This is a genomic window from Citrobacter portucalensis, from assembly GCF_023374935.1.
Lineage (GTDB): Bacteria > Pseudomonadota > Gammaproteobacteria > Enterobacterales > Enterobacteriaceae > Citrobacter > Citrobacter portucalensis.
This window is the reverse complement of the sequence record NZ_CP092466.1, coordinates 1,157,172-1,174,301: the sequence shown is the minus strand read 5'-3', so window position 1 is coordinate 1,174,301 and position 17,130 is coordinate 1,157,172. Positions and strand designations below refer to the sequence as shown.

Annotated in this window: 13 protein-coding genes; 7 read left to right on the top strand and 6 right to left on the bottom strand. The window is 48.7% G+C overall.

Annotated elements, in window-relative coordinates:
- Nucleotides 1-57: 57 nt before the first annotated feature.
- The 3 genes from LY264_RS05565 to dpaL all read right to left on the bottom strand — a co-directional run bounded on the left by LY264_RS05565 (nucleotide 58) and on the right by dpaL (nucleotide 4,149).
- The gene (locus tag LY264_RS05565) at nucleotides 58-1,650 is read right to left on the bottom strand and encodes an N-acyl-D-amino-acid deacylase family protein (RefSeq protein WP_008785573.1); all 1,593 of its coding nucleotides are present in this window, start codon (nucleotides 1,648-1,650) and stop codon (nucleotides 58-60) included.
- Nucleotides 1,651-1,717: 67 nt separating this feature from the next.
- Nucleotides 1,718-2,902, bottom strand: coding sequence for a YgeY family selenium metabolism-linked hydrolase (locus tag LY264_RS05560; RefSeq protein ID WP_048225172.1), 1,185 nt, complete (start codon nucleotides 2,900-2,902; stop codon nucleotides 1,718-1,720).
- A 32-nt stretch (nucleotides 2,903-2,934) separates the two neighbouring features.
- Complete coding sequence (gene dpaL, locus LY264_RS05555) at nucleotides 2,935-4,149, bottom strand: diaminopropionate ammonia-lyase (RefSeq protein WP_048225852.1); 1,215 nt, start codon at nucleotides 4,147-4,149, stop codon at nucleotides 2,935-2,937.
- Between the two features lie 381 nt (nucleotides 4,150-4,530).
- On the opposite strand from dpaL, the gene LY264_RS05550 reads away from it, so the two are divergent.
- Nucleotides 4,531-6,279: a sigma-54 interaction domain-containing protein gene (locus LY264_RS05550; protein WP_048225174.1), complete on the top strand. Its 1,749-nt coding sequence runs from the start codon at nucleotides 4,531-4,533 to the stop codon at nucleotides 6,277-6,279.
- A gap of 55 nt (nucleotides 6,280-6,334) precedes the next feature.
- Here the strand turns inward: LY264_RS05550 and LY264_RS05545 are convergent, their stop codons facing one another.
- Nucleotides 6,335-7,747, bottom strand: coding sequence for a tetratricopeptide repeat protein (locus tag LY264_RS05545; protein WP_053069284.1), 1,413 nt, complete (start codon nucleotides 7,745-7,747; stop codon nucleotides 6,335-6,337).
- Between the two features lie 220 nt (nucleotides 7,748-7,967).
- A complete protein-coding gene (locus LY264_RS05540; RefSeq protein ID WP_048225177.1) occupies nucleotides 7,968-8,468 on the bottom strand; it encodes an anti-virulence regulator CigR family protein in 501 nt (166 codons plus the stop codon).
- 309 nt (nucleotides 8,469-8,777) lie between these two features.
- Between LY264_RS05540 and melR the strand changes: the two genes are divergently transcribed.
- The 6 genes from melR (at nucleotide 8,778) to galE (ending at nucleotide 15,685) form a co-directional block, all read left to right on the top strand.
- On the top strand, nucleotides 8,778-9,716 hold the full coding sequence (gene melR / locus LY264_RS05535) for a transcriptional regulator MelR (protein ID WP_003826064.1): 939 nt from the start codon (nucleotides 8,778-8,780) through the stop codon (nucleotides 9,714-9,716).
- A 193-nt stretch (nucleotides 9,717-9,909) separates the two neighbouring features.
- Complete coding sequence (gene nhaC / locus LY264_RS05530) at nucleotides 9,910-11,370, top strand: Na+/H+ antiporter NhaC (RefSeq protein ID WP_048225183.1); 1,461 nt, start codon at nucleotides 9,910-9,912, stop codon at nucleotides 11,368-11,370.
- Between the two features lie 123 nt (nucleotides 11,371-11,493).
- A complete protein-coding gene (locus tag LY264_RS05525) occupies nucleotides 11,494-12,666 on the top strand; it encodes a MalY/PatB family protein (protein ID WP_071692223.1) in 1,173 nt (390 codons plus the stop codon).
- A gap of 154 nt (nucleotides 12,667-12,820) precedes the next feature.
- Nucleotides 12,821-13,456, top strand: coding sequence for a carbonic anhydrase (locus tag LY264_RS05520; RefSeq protein WP_003826059.1), 636 nt, complete (start codon nucleotides 12,821-12,823; stop codon nucleotides 13,454-13,456).
- 206 nt (nucleotides 13,457-13,662) lie between these two features.
- On the top strand, nucleotides 13,663-14,601 hold the full coding sequence (locus LY264_RS05515; RefSeq protein ID WP_048225187.1) for a glucosamine inositolphosphorylceramide transferase family protein: 939 nt from the start codon (nucleotides 13,663-13,665) through the stop codon (nucleotides 14,599-14,601).
- A gap of 67 nt (nucleotides 14,602-14,668) precedes the next feature.
- Complete coding sequence (gene galE, locus LY264_RS05510) at nucleotides 14,669-15,685, top strand: UDP-glucose 4-epimerase GalE (protein WP_048215721.1); 1,017 nt, start codon at nucleotides 14,669-14,671, stop codon at nucleotides 15,683-15,685.
- A 46-nt stretch (nucleotides 15,686-15,731) separates the two neighbouring features.
- Here galE and LY264_RS05505 read toward each other — a convergent pair whose 3' ends face one another.
- A complete protein-coding gene (locus tag LY264_RS05505; RefSeq protein ID WP_071692224.1) occupies nucleotides 15,732-17,123 on the bottom strand; it encodes a DUF4832 domain-containing protein in 1,392 nt (463 codons plus the stop codon).
- Nucleotides 17,124-17,130 lie beyond the last annotated feature (7 nt).

Genomic DNA, 17,130 nt, shown 5'->3' with positions numbered 1-17,130 from the left:
TGATCTACCGCGGCCATAAATAGTCGCGATAGATCCATGCGTGTTTAGCGTTATTTATTAATATTGTTTTCTAATAACCGTACCGCTACAGGCATAACTTTCCGTGCCATTGATTAAGGCAATGCGCCCATTAACCATGACAATTTCAATCCCTTCCGGGTACTGATTGGGTTCCACAAAAGTACCTTTATCCGTAATTGTGTTCGGATCGAACATCACAATATCCGCTGCATAACCCACCTTCAGCAGTCCGCGATCCTGCAAACCCAATACTTCAGCAGGTTTTCCCGTCATCTTGCGGATTGCCGCTTCCCAGCTCAGACATCCCTCTTCACGGACATATTTACCGAGTACGCGAGGGAATGCGCCAAACACGCGCGGGTGCGGTTTGCCAGCCCCCATTAAGCCGTCGGTACAGACGTTTTGCTCAGGTCGACAGAGAAACTTAATCACGTGCTCTTCGGTACCGTAGAAGTCGACCATCCCCACGGCGTTTTCCTCTTCAAAGAGCAGATCGAAGGTGGCGTTGTACGGATCTTTTCCGCGCAGCTCGCCCAACTGGACGAGGTTCAAACCGACAGCATCCTGATTTTTTGCCGTTTTTACGCTGGTGACAAAAATCTGGTCCAAACCGGCAAAATCGATAAAGTTATCCCAGCCAGGAATACCCTGCTGAATATCATCAATCATTTTGGCGCGCAGTTCGGGCGAGGCGAGACGCTCAAGTAATTTGTCCGTACCACCGGAGTGAACCCAGGGCGGTAGGATCACGCCAAGCATCGTACTGCCCGCCACATACGGATACTGGTCGAAAGAGATACGAATTCCCTCTTCCTGCGCCTGTTCCAGCATGCCCAGCATCTGGTCGATCAGCCCCCAGTTTTTCTTGCCGCAAACCTTCATATGCGAAATATGTAGCCAGACGCCGGTGGCTTTGGCGATATCAATCAGTTCCTGGGTTGAGTTGATAATATCGTCAGCTTCACTGCGCTGATGCACCACAAAGATCCCGTCATATTTCGCAGTGACCTTACACAGTTCAATCATTTCGGCAGTATCACCAAAGGCGCAAGGCATATAGATAAGTCCAGTGGAAAGTCCAAATGCCCCAGCCTTTAGCTCCCGCTCAAGGACTTCACACATCTTCGCCACGTCTTCACGGGTTGAAGGACGCCCATCCAGACCCATCGCTTCCATGCGCACGTTGCCATGAGGAACTAAATACGCGAGGTTTGTCGCCGGATGACGTGATGCCAGCAGATTGAGATAACCGTCTGTATTTTTATACTTCCAGTCAATTTTGTCGGTGTCACCGTCCAGTCCGGCGATATTTTTACGCCAGGCTGGAATATATTCTTCAGGTAGCGGTGCTAAGGCGACGCCGTCCTGGCCCAACAGTTCGGTGGTGATACCCTGACGAATTTTTGCTGACAGCGCGGGGTTAATAATGGCCGACAGGTCAGAGTGCGTATGGGTATCAATAAAGCCAGGGCAAATAATTTTTCCTGTTGCATCAATTACCTGTTCATTGATGCCAACTTCAATTTGACCGATTTCGACAATACGTCCTTCATCAACCATCACATCGGCAATTCTGCCTTCACTGCCTGTCCCATCGATTACATTTCCGTTTTTGAAAATGGTTTTCATCGTTATTCTCCATGGCGGTGCTGCTGAGCGACACCGCCTGTAAGGTAAGAGGTGGTTATCTTTATTTTTATTGGCGATAGAGTGTCTGGATGATGCTGTAATAGCCGCTGGCCGAGCCGGTTAACTGATCGATCTCGATATACTCATCAATGGTGTGTGCCAGGTTTTCTCGTGAAGGACCGAAGCCGATGGTTTTGATTCCCGCTTCGCCCGCATAGTGGCTACCGTTGGTACAAAATGAGTACTGCGTAATGGTTGGATTAAAGCCAGCCTCACGAATGCCCGCCAACGCTGCCTGCACGAATTCGTCGGACTCGTCGTACACCCAGCCAGGGAAGAAACGCTCTCCCTCAATCGTGGCGCCGGTATAGCAAGACTCCTGACCCACCGCGTAGGACACTCGGGCCTTAAACTGCGGATCCTGAGCAATAAGTTCGGCAAGCGCATTTTCCAGCGGAGCAATCACGCTTTCTTTGGTTTCACCCACCAGCAAACGGCGATCGTAGGTTGCGCGACAGTAATCCGGTACCACCGAGGCTCCCGGGTACGGCGAAGATTTAATGTCGGTCAGTTCCAGAATGCCAGGCCCCAGAACCGGATGCGTTGGCGGCGTGATCGTACGAATTTTGTCGATCAATTGCGCCATTTTGTACACCGCGTTAATCCCCGCCTGTGGGTTAGCGGAGTGCGCGGGCTTACCAAAGGTTTCGACCACAATCTCAGCGCGACCACGCTGACCAATTTTCAGGTTTAACTCGGAAGCTTCACCGATGATTACGTAGTCTGGCTTATAGCGCTCGCTGACCAGGCGGGCAGCAATACCTTCAAAACACTCTTCGTGCACAATGCACGCAACGTAGATTTTCCCGGCAAAATTTCGCTGATTGTCCTGACCGAAAAAGCCCACGGCGGAGATCATCGCCGCCACGGCGCCTTTCATGTCTGTTGTGCCGCGACCATAAATTTTGCCATCTTCAATATCGCCGCCGTATGGATTGCGGGACCACTTCTCTTCGTTCACCGGCACGGTATCGATATGTCCATCGAGAACCAGCGTTTTCCCCGGCTGGGTGCCGACAATGCCGCCAACAATGTTGCCGTACTTATCAACGTGGATGTCATCGAATTGGTAATGCTGCATCATTGTTTTTATGGCATTAACCACTTCCCCTTCCTGACCGGAATAACTTTTTTGTTGGATCAGCGCCTGACAGTTTTTAATGACTTCTTCAATGCGGTTTGCAGATAACATGGGTTTCTCCGTTATATCTCTCAATCAGGGAATTATTTGTTGATGCCCGGGTACTGACCGCCCCAGACAATATCCAGATATTGTTGCGGGTCGGTATCCCCTTCGGTGCTGACTAACAGCACACGAGAGTGCGCATCCAGACCCAGTTGCTCACGCGTTTGCGCCAGTTCAGGCGAGGTCATCAGCAGCGCCAGCAGACCGGTAGTAACCGCACCTGACTCACCCGAAATAATCTGTGGATCACCTGCCAGCGGGTTGCCCAACATGCGCATGCCCAACGCTGCAACTTCATCAGGACAGGAGGCAAATGCGTTGGCATAATCGCGCAGCAGTTTCCAGCCGATACTGTTCGCTTCACCGCAGGCGAGACCGGCCATCACGGTTTGTAAATCACCGCCCACTGCAATGGCATCCCCCTCTTTTGAACGGGCTGAGCGGTAGAGGCAATCGGCAATTAACGCTTCGGCGACGATCACTTTCGGGCGATTCTCCCCCCAGGCTGCCGTCACCATTCCCTGCACCATTCCGGCAAACGAGCCGACGCCTGCCTGCACAAAAATGTGCGTCGGCGCAACCTGATGCAGCTGATCTATCGCCTCCAGCATCAGCGTGCCGTAGCCCTGCATAATCCACTGCGGGATCTTTTCGTATCCTTCCCACGCGGTATCCTGCACCACTATCCAGCCATACTTTTCGGCCTGCTCTGCGGTCATACGAACCGCATCGTCGTAGTTCATATCGACAATCTCAGCGGTAGCGCCTTCGTTACGGATAGAGGCCAGACGTTGCTGCGAAGAACCCTTCGGCATATAAACCACGGCGTTTTGCTTCAGTTGGCGCGCCATCCATGCCACGCCGCGACCGTGGTTGCCATCAGTAGTAGTAGCAAACGTGACGGTTTGCAGATCGTGGCGTACCTCTTCGCTGGTCATCACGTCAAAGGGCAGTTCGCTGATATCCTTACCAACTAATTCAGCGATATGGCACGCCATCGCATAGGAGCCACCCAGCGCTTTAAAGGCTTTCAGGCCAAAACGCTGAGATTCATCTTTGAGGTAGATATTTTTAACGCCCAGTTTTTGTGAAAGCGCCGGTAGCGTATACAGCGGCGTCGGCGCGTAGCCCGGAATAGACCGATGAAAATTCAACGCTTTTACCAGTTCCTGGCGGCTAAACGGTGCCAATGGCGCGTTCGGATGTTCGGTAAACGGTGTCTGGTTAATAAAAAATGATAAGTTTTCCTGCATCATAAAACCTCATTGTCCTGGTATTTCATTCCCTGTGTTCAGTGAAATACAGAGATATTTCCGTTATCGGTATTGGCAATAGAGCAAAATGCTTACCAGCTTTTTATTAACCGAGTAAATTCTTATGAATATTTTAATAAAGGCTTTAATTTCAATAAATTAAATAGAAATAAAAATTGACACCAAAAAATATCACTGCGTCAGTTTATCGCCTCATTTTGATAAATTCTCATTATTGATAAATAGTGTGATCGCTGAAGATAAAATAAGAAAAACATCCAAAAACAGCGTGATAGATTGATTTTTCGCAAATCATTTTTGCATTGCTTCGCCTATTTATCATTTTCCTTGAGAAATGCGACACACTGCCGGAGAAGTACCATGATTTCAGTACTCAGCAATATTCAGGATGATATATGCAATTATGCCGATGCTATTTCTGGCATAACGGGCACGGACGTTGAAATCATTGATGAATCTTTAATGCGCATCGCGGGTACCGGGAAATACCGGCATATGCTCAATGAGAACGTGGCCAAAAATGGCTACATCTATCGTCACGTATTGCAGGTGCGAGAAACGGTACTGATCAAAAATCCCGGCGAGCATCCGTTGTGTCAGTTATGTGAAAAACACCACTACTGTTCTGAAATGCTGGATTTGAACGCACCCATTTTTCTCAATAATCGCGTGATTGGCGTGATCGGGATTATTTGCTCAACCCAGGCACAGCGTGACACGTTACTGAGCCAGATTGATAAATTTGTCACCTTTATTGAGCAAATCGCCGTAATGATCTCCAGTAAGGTCTTTGAATGCCTGGAGCGTTTACGCGCGCAGGAAACGCTTGGCGCATTTCGGCGTCTGATCGATGCTATGGACCGCGGCGTGGTGGCAATTGATGGCAAGGGTCTTATCTGGCATGCCAATCATTCAGCCGATCGCATCCTCAACCGTGAGGTTCAGGGATTACCACTGACCATTGAAACAACCGGAGACAGCCTGTACGGCGATGAAGAAGCGTGGCTGACGCTTGAAGGTCAGAAACATCATGTACTGTGCAAACAAATTTCACTCTCCTCGCAGGATAACGATCGCTTAACCATGGTTATCTTTCGTGATGCACACGACTACCTGAGTAACCTTACTCCATCCCCTTATGAGTCCGATATGCAGGTGCGACTGATTGGTCACTCTCCCTCAATGGAGCAACTCAGAAGCACCATCGGTAAAATCGCCAACAGTTACGCCAGCGTGCTCATCACCGGGGAAAGCGGCTCGGGGAAAGAGGTCGTGGCTTTTGCCATTCACCAAAGCAGTCCACGTAAAGCCGCGCCTTTCGTGACAATCAACTGCGCGGCTATCCCCGAACAACTGCTGGAAAGCGAACTGTTTGGTTATGTTCGTGGCGCATTCAGCGGGGCCGATCCCAAAGGACGAATGGGAAAATTTGAACTGGCCAACGGCGGCAGCCTGTTTCTGGATGAAATTGGCGATATGCCGTTGCACCTGCAGGCCAAGCTGCTCAGGGTATTACAGGAAAAGGCGATCACCCGCGTTGGCTCTAATAACACCATCAATATTGATGTGCGCATTATTGCCGCGACCAACAAAAACATTAATGCGATGGTGGAGAATAATCAGTTTCGCGAAGATCTTTTCTATCGCCTGAACGTGGTCCCTCTGGTACTTCCTTCCCTGCGTGAACGCCGGGCTGATATTGCGGTCCTCGCACAGTATTTTGCCGATGAGTTCTCGGTCAGTTACCAGCGACCACCGCAAAAACTGCCTGATGACGTTATTAACCGCCTTTATGCCTGGCACTGGCCGGGCAACATTCGTGAATTACGCAACGTGATCGAATACATTTTTGTGATGCGCGGAGAAGCCGCCGGGATCAACGCCAGCCATCTTCCCCCTTACTTGCTCACCGCCGCTGACGGTAGGAAAACGACGATGACCGCGCAACCCTGTCAGCTTGCCAGCAAAGGAAAACAGGCGGAAAGAGAAGCTATCGAAAACGTCATCCAGCGGTTCGGCTCAAGCGTTGAGGGGAAAAAACAAGCCGCGACAGAACTGGGGATCAGCATTGCCACGCTCTATAGAAAAATAAAACTGTACGGTTTGTGAGCCCCCCCTCTTAGCGAAGAGGCTCACGTAAAACCATACTGTGCAACCGAATGCGTTACAGGGCCGATTGATTTCGATGCTGCTCGAAATAGCGTCTGGCCTTGTCGTCAGCTTCTTTCAGGTCTGTCGGATTCAGGTTCTTCTGCGCGATATCCAGTCCATTTTGCGCATCAGAATTCCCATTAGCGAAGGCCACCGCACTCCAGATATACGCCTGAGCATAATCCTGAGTTACCCCTTTGCCTTCAAGGTACATGGTTCCCAGCATCCCCTGAGCTTCCGCATTTCCCTTTCTTGCGGCCTGTTCAAACCACTCAGCGGCTTTTTTTTCATCCTGAGCGACGCCATTACCTTCTAAATACATCAAGCCAAGATCTTTCTGCGAGCCTGCATCTCCCTGGGCCGCGGCTTTCTCCAGCCACTCCACCGCTTTTTTACTGTCCAGGGCCGTTCCCTCTCCTTTTGCGTACATCATGCCAAGCATGCCCTCGGCCAGCATATCCCCTTGAAGAGCAGCCTGATTAAACAGCTCAAACGCTTTTTTGTGGTCCTGAGCCACACCAACGCCCTCGCCAAGGTAATACATCGCGCCGAGCATGCTCTGGCCCAGCGCGTCCCCTTTGCTGGCGGACTGTTTAAACAGCGCGAAAGCTTTGTCGGTATCCAGACCGACACCATCACCTTCAAAGTACTTTCTGCCCAGTAATCCCTGCGCTTTGGCATCCCCTCGTTCAGCCGCTTTACTCAATGACTTAACGGTGTTGTAGCCCTCTAATAGCGACGCCTTACTTTCAAGGAAACGCTTTGCGTCAGGATTGCCCTTCTCAACCGCACGATGGAGCCACTCAATGGCATGATAGTTTCCGCGCTCGGCAGCAATGCTTAACCACTCGACGGCCTGCTTATTGCCTTTTCCGACTTCGTTGTCAAACCACTCAATGACCTTACCGTCATACCAGCGCGCGCCCTCACCCTCAAAGTAAACTAAGGCGAGCAGATAACGCGCATCGAGATTGCCCTGCCCAGCCGCACGGGTCAGCCATTCAACAGCTTTCTTGTCATTCTGCTGCACGCCCTTACCTTCAAAATACAGCACACCGAGATAGTATTGGGCATCGACATTCCCCTGAGCCGCCGCTTTGCTAAACCATTCGGCCGCTTTCTTGTCATCTTTCAGGCCGCCTTTACCCTCGTAGTACATCAGTGCAAGCAGATGCTGGGCACTCGCATTACCCTGCTCAGCCGATTTGGTCAGCCACTCGCTGCCTTTACTGAAATTCTGCTCTACCTCTTTACCTTTTAAGTACACGGTTGCAAGCACAAACTGCGCCTGCGCATCTCCCGCCTCAGCACCCTGCTGTAAAACAGCCACAGGTTCTTTATTCCACTCTTTTGCTTGTCCCTGTGAAGATCCCGCACCCCACAATATTCCGATGAAAGTGAAGGCGAGGAGAGGCCGAATGTTCATAAAACGTAATCCTTGTTAAGAAAAGGCACATAATGGAGATGCTCCAACGGCAAGCCAACTTATTTAACTGCGATTGTGATCCGTGTCGGAACTATCAGATATTAACTGGGAAATGTGCAAAATATAATTCTTTGACTATGCAGGTGATCCTTAGTGAATAATGCACAACAAAAAGGCCATGTTAATAACATGGCCTTTCGTCTGGACATGGCGTTGAAACTTAATCAAACACACCATTAATAACAGCGGTGACAATCGCCGTGCTCAGTGCAATCAGCACCAGATTATCGCCAATAACCTGCCATTCATAGCCCGGGTAATACGGAAGTTGATTCAACATTGATGGCGGAACGCTCTTCCTGGCGATCCCCGGAGGAAGCGGTTTTCCTCGCGCCAGATTTTTGGCAATACCTGGAGGCAGTGACTTATAGCCCGTTAGACCGTATCTGACGGCATACTGCCTGGCCACGTTATAGCTGATGTCACTATCAACATGGTCCGGCTTACCATAATTTTTACGCTGTTCTGATTGTGCGTTATTTTTTTGGTCCGCGTGTCCTTTCTGGCTATGACCACTATTCCCCTTGTTCCCGCTATTACCATGATTGCCACTGTTACCATTTCCGTTGCCATTACCGGGGTTAGCCAACACAGGAGTAGCACACATCGTCATCGCAGCAACGGCAACTACCGCCGCGGCTAAAGTTTGAAGCCTGGACATGATGATTCCTTAAGCTGTGGATACAAATAAAAATGTACGGTATTCGCTGAATACTGGCTATCGCTTCAACTCCGATTTATGGGCAAATAAACGATGTTGTTTTGCCATGGACTCCCCAGATTGAGCGTTTTTGAGATTACAGCTCGCCATTCCCGCTATCTCAGATCGGCAAGCGACAGGCACAGGATCTGAGTTTTTGGGAATAACTTCGCGAAAATGGAGAGAAAACGACGTTTTTTTTCGGTTAAGCTATGTTCATGCTTTGGCGTTACCCCATGGCCGGAATCACTATCCAGGAACCCAACCATAATGGCAAAAAGTACCCCGCAGCTGCCGCTCGACCCCCATATGTGTCGCAGCTATGAGAAAAAGTCGCGAAGTCCGCTGGCGCTCTATTCCGAATATCAGCGTATGGATGTCGAACTGCGGGCGCCGCTGGCTATGACCTACAGCCACTGGCATGGCCAGGTTGAGGTGAACGTGCCATTTGATGGTGATGTGGAGTATCTTTTTAATGACGAAGTGGTGAAGAGCAAACAGGGTTTTATCACCTTATTCTGGGCCTGTACTCCCCATCAACTCACGGATGCCGGACACTGTAAACAGATGGCCATCTTCAACTTACCGATGCATCTGTTTTTATCCTGGCCGCTGGACAGGGAGCTGATTAATCACGTGACCCACGGGATGGTGATTACTTCGTTGGCTTCACAGCAGCTGAGCGCGTTTGAAGTACAGCGTTGGCAGAATGAACTCAATAGCGATAACGAACAAATTCGCCAGTTAGCCATTGATGAAATCGCGCTAATGCTCAAGCGCTTTAGCCTCGCTGGCTGGCGGCCGGTACTGGGTAACAAAACGTCGCGCACCCAGAAAAACAGTATTTCACGGCATTCACAGTTTTACGTCAGCCAGATGCTGGAGTTTATTGCCGCCAACTGCGACAAACAGCTTACGGTTGATGCTATTGCCGAACACGTTAAGCTCAATCCCAATTATGCGATGGGTATTTTTCATCGGGTGATGCAACTGACGATGAAACAGTATATTACCGCGATGCGCATCAACCATGTGCGGGCTTTACTCAGCGATACGGATAAAACAATTCTGGATATCGCTACAATTGCAGGTTTTCGCTCCAGCAGTCGATTTTACAGCTCGTTCCATAAATACGTCGGCATGCCGCCACAGCAGTATCGAAAATTGAGTCAACAACGCCGACATCATTCACCTTATGCCGAGGGGTAATTTATTCACCAAACGTTCTCTTACCTTACTACTAAAATATAAGCACCAGAATAGCAGGTCAAAAAAGATAATCTGCAGCAGTTAATAAAATAGGGTTCAGCCATGAGCTCTGGCAACTATGTTGCTCAGACATGAGTGACCTGTAGCAGGTATTTATTTGACGTGTTCAACCATTAATGATTGGGATGGAATTATGGAATTAAATAACTGCACCGCCAACAACAGAAAGCCATTGTCTTTCTTTTGGTCAGTTTTACCCATGGTAGTCATGCTGGGCGGGATTAGCATCGGATATTTTATCTTCAATATTCGTGCTGAACCCATGATCCTGATGGGAACGGCAGCCGCCTCGTTTATCGCCATCGCTCACGGCTACACGTGGGATGACATTCTACAATCTATTTGCAATAAAATATCTGAAGCGCTGCCGGTCATATTAATTGTCGCCAGTATCGGTTTCTTAATTGGCGCATGGATGGTGTCAGGCACTATTCCAATGATGATTTATTATGGTTTGAAGTGGATTAACCCGCAGTATTTCTATATTTCGGCATTTATGCTGGGGGCACTAATCTCAGTATGCACCGGTACCTCCTGGGGTTCTATCGGGACCGTTGGTATTGCCATGATTGGCGTAGCGATTGGTCTGAATGTCTCGCTGCCCATTGCCGCTGGTGCCATTGTTTCAGGCTGCTGGTTTGGTGATAAGCTCTCACCGGTTTCTGATTCAACCAACATGGCTGCACTGGCTGCCGGGGTAAACCTGTACTCGCATATCGGCCACCTGCTGTGGACTACCGGCCCGGGTTTTATTATTTGCTGCGTCGTTTACAGCTATATGGGCATGGGCATTGATGCCTCGTCCAGCGCGCCAGAAAACATTACCAACTTGATGAATTCTATTGGTCAGATTTATCACTTCAATATTCTGCTGCTACTCCCGCCGATCATCGTTTTATATGGCTCACTGTCAAAAAGACCGCCCATTCCGATGCTCTTTTTATCTACGATAGTCTCAATGATTTTGGCATTAGTCTTTCAGCAATTCACGGCATCCTCTGTCGGCGAATCCGTGGTCAGTGGCTTTAAGCTCGCAATGCTTACCGGAGATAATCTGCCGACACTGTCTTCCGATGTTTCCCGCTTACTGGAGCGAGGCGGCGCTATTTCAATGTTTAGCAGCTTCGTTACCGTTTTCAGCGCCTTCAGCTTTGCCGGGGCAATGAGTGCGACAGGCTCTCTGCACACCGTGATAAACGCGCTGACAAAAAGCGTTAAATCCACATTCCGCCTGGTGGCTACCACGATTGTGACGACATTTACCATCTGTGCCTGCACGGCAAATGGGACCTTACCGTTGCTGCTGTGCGGTGATGCCTTTAAAGAGGAGTACAAAAAACGAGGTCTTGCGGCAAAAAACCTCTCGCGAACCACTGAAGATGCCGGAACCGTTGTCGAACCGATTATCCCCTGGTCTGCCTCAGGCGTTTATTGCGCCACTATGCTGGGTGTTGCCACGCTTGATTACTTGCCCTGGGCAATCCTCTGTTACAGCGGCGTCATCTTTGCCCTACTGTGGGCGGCAACCGGTATTGGCATTGCTAAATATGAGCCCAATGAAGCCACTGAGAATATGGTTGAGCAAAAATCGTAGACTACTAAATAGCTAAATATTAGCTATCACCAGGGTAAATTAAATATATCCATTAGATATACATAAACATTCTTCGCTTTTGCGTTGCTTACACTATTTTCAGAGACTTTCCAGGAGTCAACAATGTCTTTGTTTGATGATATTGTCACAAGGGATATTAATTGTCGTAAATACGGGCAATTACAACAGATGTACGGTACCACCGATGTATTACCTCTGTGGATTGCAGATATGGATTTTGCGACACCAGAGCCAATCATGAGCACGCTGCGTTCGGTGGTGTCAAAGCCTGTGCAAGGCTATAACCTGGATTATCCACAATGGAAAGAATCTGTTATTCATTGGTATGCACAACAGTATGATGCCGATATCAAGGCACACTGGTTACATTTTATTCCCGGTGTTATAAAAACTATCGTACTCTCTTTAATGGCGCTTACCCGTCCAGGCGATAATATTTTAACCTGTACGCCAATCTATGATCCCTATTCTAATCTGGTAAACACCAGCGGTAGGAATTTGATTCAGACGCGCCTCATTGAGAAAAACGGGCACTATGAATTTGACTGGTATGATTTCAGCGAGAAACTCAAGCAGTGCAAAATGTTTTTGTTCCCTTCACCGCATAATCCAGGTGGAATGGTGTGGTCGCGAGAAACGTTGGAAAAAATAAGCCACTATTGCCAGCAGGCTGGCATCATCATTCTGTCTGATGAAGTGCATAGTGATTTAACCCTGCCAGGAAAGCGCCATTTGCCGTTTTTTACTGTTAATGAAGCGCCAGATAGTCGGTCAATCGTGCTTACTTCCATCAGCAAGACCTTCAATACGGCGGCGATCCAGGGCGGAATCGCCATTATTAAGAATGATGAATTACGCCATCAGTTCTACCACTTTCTGGATAACTGCTACCTTGCCGAGACGCATTCATTGCAGCAGGCGGCCATTTATAGCGCTTTTACCCATTGTGCCGACTGGCACCAGAAATTATTGGCCTATCTGGCCGACAATGTAGCGTTTGTGAAAAGTGAAATTGAAAAGCACTGTCCTTTGATCTCAATAGTGTATGGCGGCGCGTCGTATCTTCTGTTTCTGAATGCGGAAAAAATGGATCTCAGCGATGAGCAGCTAAGCGCTTTTTTTGTGCATGACGCCAGGCTTGGCCTGTCACCTGGGGCGCAATACGGTCCCGGTGGAGAGGGGCATATGAGACTCAACGTTGGCTGCCCGCGCCCGGTACTGGTAGACGCGATGAACAGGCTAAAAGCGGCATACCAGAAATGGCAGAACGCATAGCGTACATCACACGATTTGCCCTGCCACGGTGGGGCAAAATTATCCAAAGATGTTGCTGAACTGCTATAAAGTCTTTCCCTTCTGTCGGCTGGTGTTAAACTGGAAAGTGTGATCTTCATCATAACCTGCTTAAACAGAGACAAGAGACACTGCTATGCAACATATCATCGAGGGCTTCCTCAACTTCCAAAAAGAGATTTTCCCTCAACGCAAGGAACTCTTCCGCAGCCTGGCATCCAGCCAGAATCCTAAGGCACTTTTCATCTCCTGTTCCGATAGCCGCCTGGTACCAGAACTCGTTACTCAGCAAGATCCAGGACAGCTTTTCGTTATCCGCAACGCCGGTAATATTGTACCGTCATTTGGTCCGGAACCGGGTGGTGTATCTGCAACCATCGAATACGCGGTTGTCGCACTTGGCGTAACGGATATCGTCATCTGCGGTCACTCTAATTGTGGCGCGATGAAAGCCATTGCCGATAGCCAGCCCCTGGATCCGATGCCCGCTGTCGCTCACTGGCTGCACTATGCCGATGCCGCGAAAGCCGTGGTCGATAAAAAAACCTGGGATAACCCAATCGATAAAGTTAACGCCATGGTGGAAGAGAACGTTATCGCACAGCTTAACAACATTAAAACGCATCCTTGTGTCGCGGTTGGGCTGCGCAATAATGCGCTTCGTCTGCACGGTTGGGTGTATGACATCGAAAGCGGTGAAATCCGTACCCTGGATAAAAACAGCAAAACCTACGTTTCCCTTGCAGATAACCCGCAGGTGCATTTCGAGTAATTCCCCACTGGAGCAAGGATGCTCTGGATAGCTTTTACCTACTTTTGTGCTATAGACAAAGCACAGACTTGCGACTAGCTTTAAAATAGCTACTGGTGTTCCTACATCGGATTTCGCACATTTATAAAATATTGCGACAGGTCTCATGCACAGAGTACAGACAGCCGTTCATACATGGTGCAGGCGATAAAAAGGAGCCGGTACGAATGCAAGCAAAAATAAAAAAAATAATAGATATGATATTTTATCATGAGTCGTGGGATATCATGCTTATTAAGGATAATGGTACACACTTATTCCCTGACAACACTCTGGAGATATTAAGCAAATCCACTGCGCAGCAGTTAAAAAAGAAATATACATTTCAGGCCGATCCTTTTCTGATTGAAAAAGACGATAAACTGTATGTTTTCTATGAAGCTTTTAGCTTCCGTAACTCAAAAGGCACGCTACGATGTCGCGTTCTTGACCGTGATCTGGTTGAACTTGAAGATATTAGCCTTGAAGGCTTTGACGACTTAAAGTGTCATTTGTCATTCCCTTATCTGATACATATCAACGATCAACTCTTCATGATCCCCGAGTCTTCAGAAAGAAAAGAGGTAATACTGTTTCAGTCAATTGAGTTCCCTGCACGCTGGAAGCAAGTTAAAGTTTTAATCTCTGATACCGAATTAACTGACAACATATTTATCTCAGTTAATAAAACCTGTTATCTGTTGTCCACCACGATGGATAATGAAATAATTATTCATTCGGCAGATCATCTTTACGGACAGTGGCAGCGAATTAATCCGGCGTTGAAGGTGAGCAATCCTCATCATCGAGGCGCAGGAGCCTCCTATCAGGTCGAAAATAAAATGTACTTCCTTACTCAGGAGTGCACGCCGGAAACTTATGGAAAATCAATCTATATCAAAGAATTAGTGACACTGAACGACGCTAATTTTGCTGAGAGTCTGATCGAACAAATCAATTCGTCGATCAACCACAGTGACGGCGTCCACACGCTGAACTTCTCAAATAATTATATTGTTTATGATACAAAAGTTAATAAGTTCAGTCTGTTGGCAATCTTTAAAAAAATAGCATATAAATGTATGATAAAATACAGAAACACTTACCTTACCCGGCAAAATAACTGATTCACTGGATTCTCGGGTGGCATTGGTAGAAAATCGCTCGGGTTTATAGCATTTTTCTGGAGTCTGTATGGCAATTCTTGTCACTGGTGGTGCAGGTTATATTGGTTCACATACTGTGTTAACGCTACTGGAAAGAGGCGATGATGTCGTAGTCATCGATAATCTGGCGAACGCCAGCAGAATTTCGCTGGACAGGGTCGCGGAACTCACCGGAAGAGAGCCCATTGTCTATATCGCCGATGTTCTCGACAGGCAGGCATTAAAAAACATTTTCGCCGACCATAACATCACCGATGTCATTCATTTTGCGGGACTCAAATCGGTTTCAGAGTCGATAAAAGAGCCCCTCGCCTACTATGAAAACAACGTCACCGGTACGCTGGTTTTACTGGATGAGATGCTGGCCGCTGGCGTTAATCGTTTCATTTTTAGCTCATCTGCGACGGTATATGGTAATCCAGAAAGCGTACCGCTGAGCGAGCAATCACCTACGGGCGGCACCACCAATCCGTACGGTACGTCTAAGTTGATGGTCGAACAAATTCTGGCCGATTTCTCACGTGCACAACCCGATTTTCGCATTACCTGCCTGCGCTATTTCAACCCGGTTGGCGCCCATCCATCAGGTCGGATTGGTGAAGATCCTAACGGTATCCCTAATAACCTGGTTCCGTATATCTCCCAGGTCGCGATTGGTAAGCTGGAAACCGTGTCGGTGTACGGTAATGATTATCCAACCCCTGATGGTACCGGTGTGCGTGATTATATTCACGTCATGGATCTGGCGACCGGTCATTTAGCCGCACTGGATTGCCAGAACAAAGGCGCGGCTTACAAAGTGATTAATCTCGGTACTGGAGTCGGGTATTCCGTACTTGACCTCATTGAGGCATTTGAAAAAGCGGCACAGACAAAAATTAATTATCAGTTTGTCGCCAGAAGACCCGGAGATATTGCCGAATGTTGGTCTGACCCATCGCTGGCATACAAAGAGCTAGGTTGGAAGGCCATCTATAACCTTGATGAAATGATGCGTGACACCTGGAACTGGCAAAAAAATAACCCGAATGGGTATCAAATTTAATGTTCTCAGCAGCGAGCCTGACCGTCAGGCTCGCTGCTGTGTCTGACTAGCGTACCGTTATTGTTGATACCTGGTACCAGCCGCTGCTCTGTTTCCCTTCATTGGCAAAGTTGATTCTCGCGACACCGGATTTATCCAGCATCGCAACCTCAATCGCGTATTGCCCTTTCGCCAGTCGGCCTGGCATAGATAACGCATAACTGACCTGATACTTACCGGGGAGCCAGCGGCGAATATCCTCCGCGGAATTTCCCTGTGCCACCACCTTATTGGCGCTGTCTACGACCCGGAATGCCAGCATGTAAGGCAGATAAATCGGTGCGATACCCTCATTGTACCAGGTACTGTTTAATGTCAGCGTTTGTCCGCTGTCCCACACGGACTCATGGCTCAGGGACGCAAGGCGAAATCGATAGCCCAATTTGGTCAGCGCATCGTCGACAATCGGTCGATAGTCGCTGGGTATCGTTCTCGATTTCAGGTTAATGGTACTGGCGTGCTGCTTGACCGCCCAGTCAAAAATCCCCTGCACTTCAGCACGTGTATAGTGAAAGGTGTTCTTCCAGTCCTGCATATACGAGCAGATCTCCAGACTCACCGGCGCACGTTTCCAGACGTCGTTGAACCCTGAATAACTCTGCTGCGCAGCCAGCAATCGCTGCGGGTAATCATCAGCCATATGGTTCCAGGTGTCCGAAAATACGCGCAGGTCCCCCCAACAGTCCGCACGCCACCCAGCCCCACGCGCCACCGCATTCGCCAGATTTTGACCGCCGCTTATCAACATTATTTTTGGTGTCACCGGGAAAGCAGAAAAGTGCATCGCGACGTAGCGATCCAGTTGCGCCGTGGTGTATCGCTCCAGTAATGGCTTCAGGTTCGGGAAGTTGCTGTTATGCCATTCTCCCCACGACCCCACCATGCCAATATCAACAAACGCGAGATTCTCATTACCATCGTAGCGCTTACCAAATGCGTTCAACAGACGCTGGCTGTATTGAATAAACAGAGGATCGTCTAAATCCGGTATAAACGTCTTATTATCAGACGTCCAGGTTCCTTTTACGCCTTTTTTAATCAGCCAGTCGGGAATTTTAGTGCCATCCGCCGGGTCGGCAAGCGCCATAAATCGTAGCCCGACATTCATCGCAGGACGATGTGCCGCCGCGTATTTGAAGGCATCATCCACCAATGCAAAATTGTACTGGCCTTCGACTGGCTCCAGGTCCCGCCAGTAAAAACGCTCGTATTCAAATCCGGTATTGGGATAGTCCGCCAGCCCCAGCGTTTCACCGTATCCCTGATGAAAACTTGCCACGCCAATCCCCGGATTGGTTAACGGGCCCGTCAATGCTTTGGGGGTAACGGTCGTCAATGCGGCCATAACCGTCAGCGGGAAAAACATGCACAACAACGCACAAACCCATTTACGCTTCATCGCAATG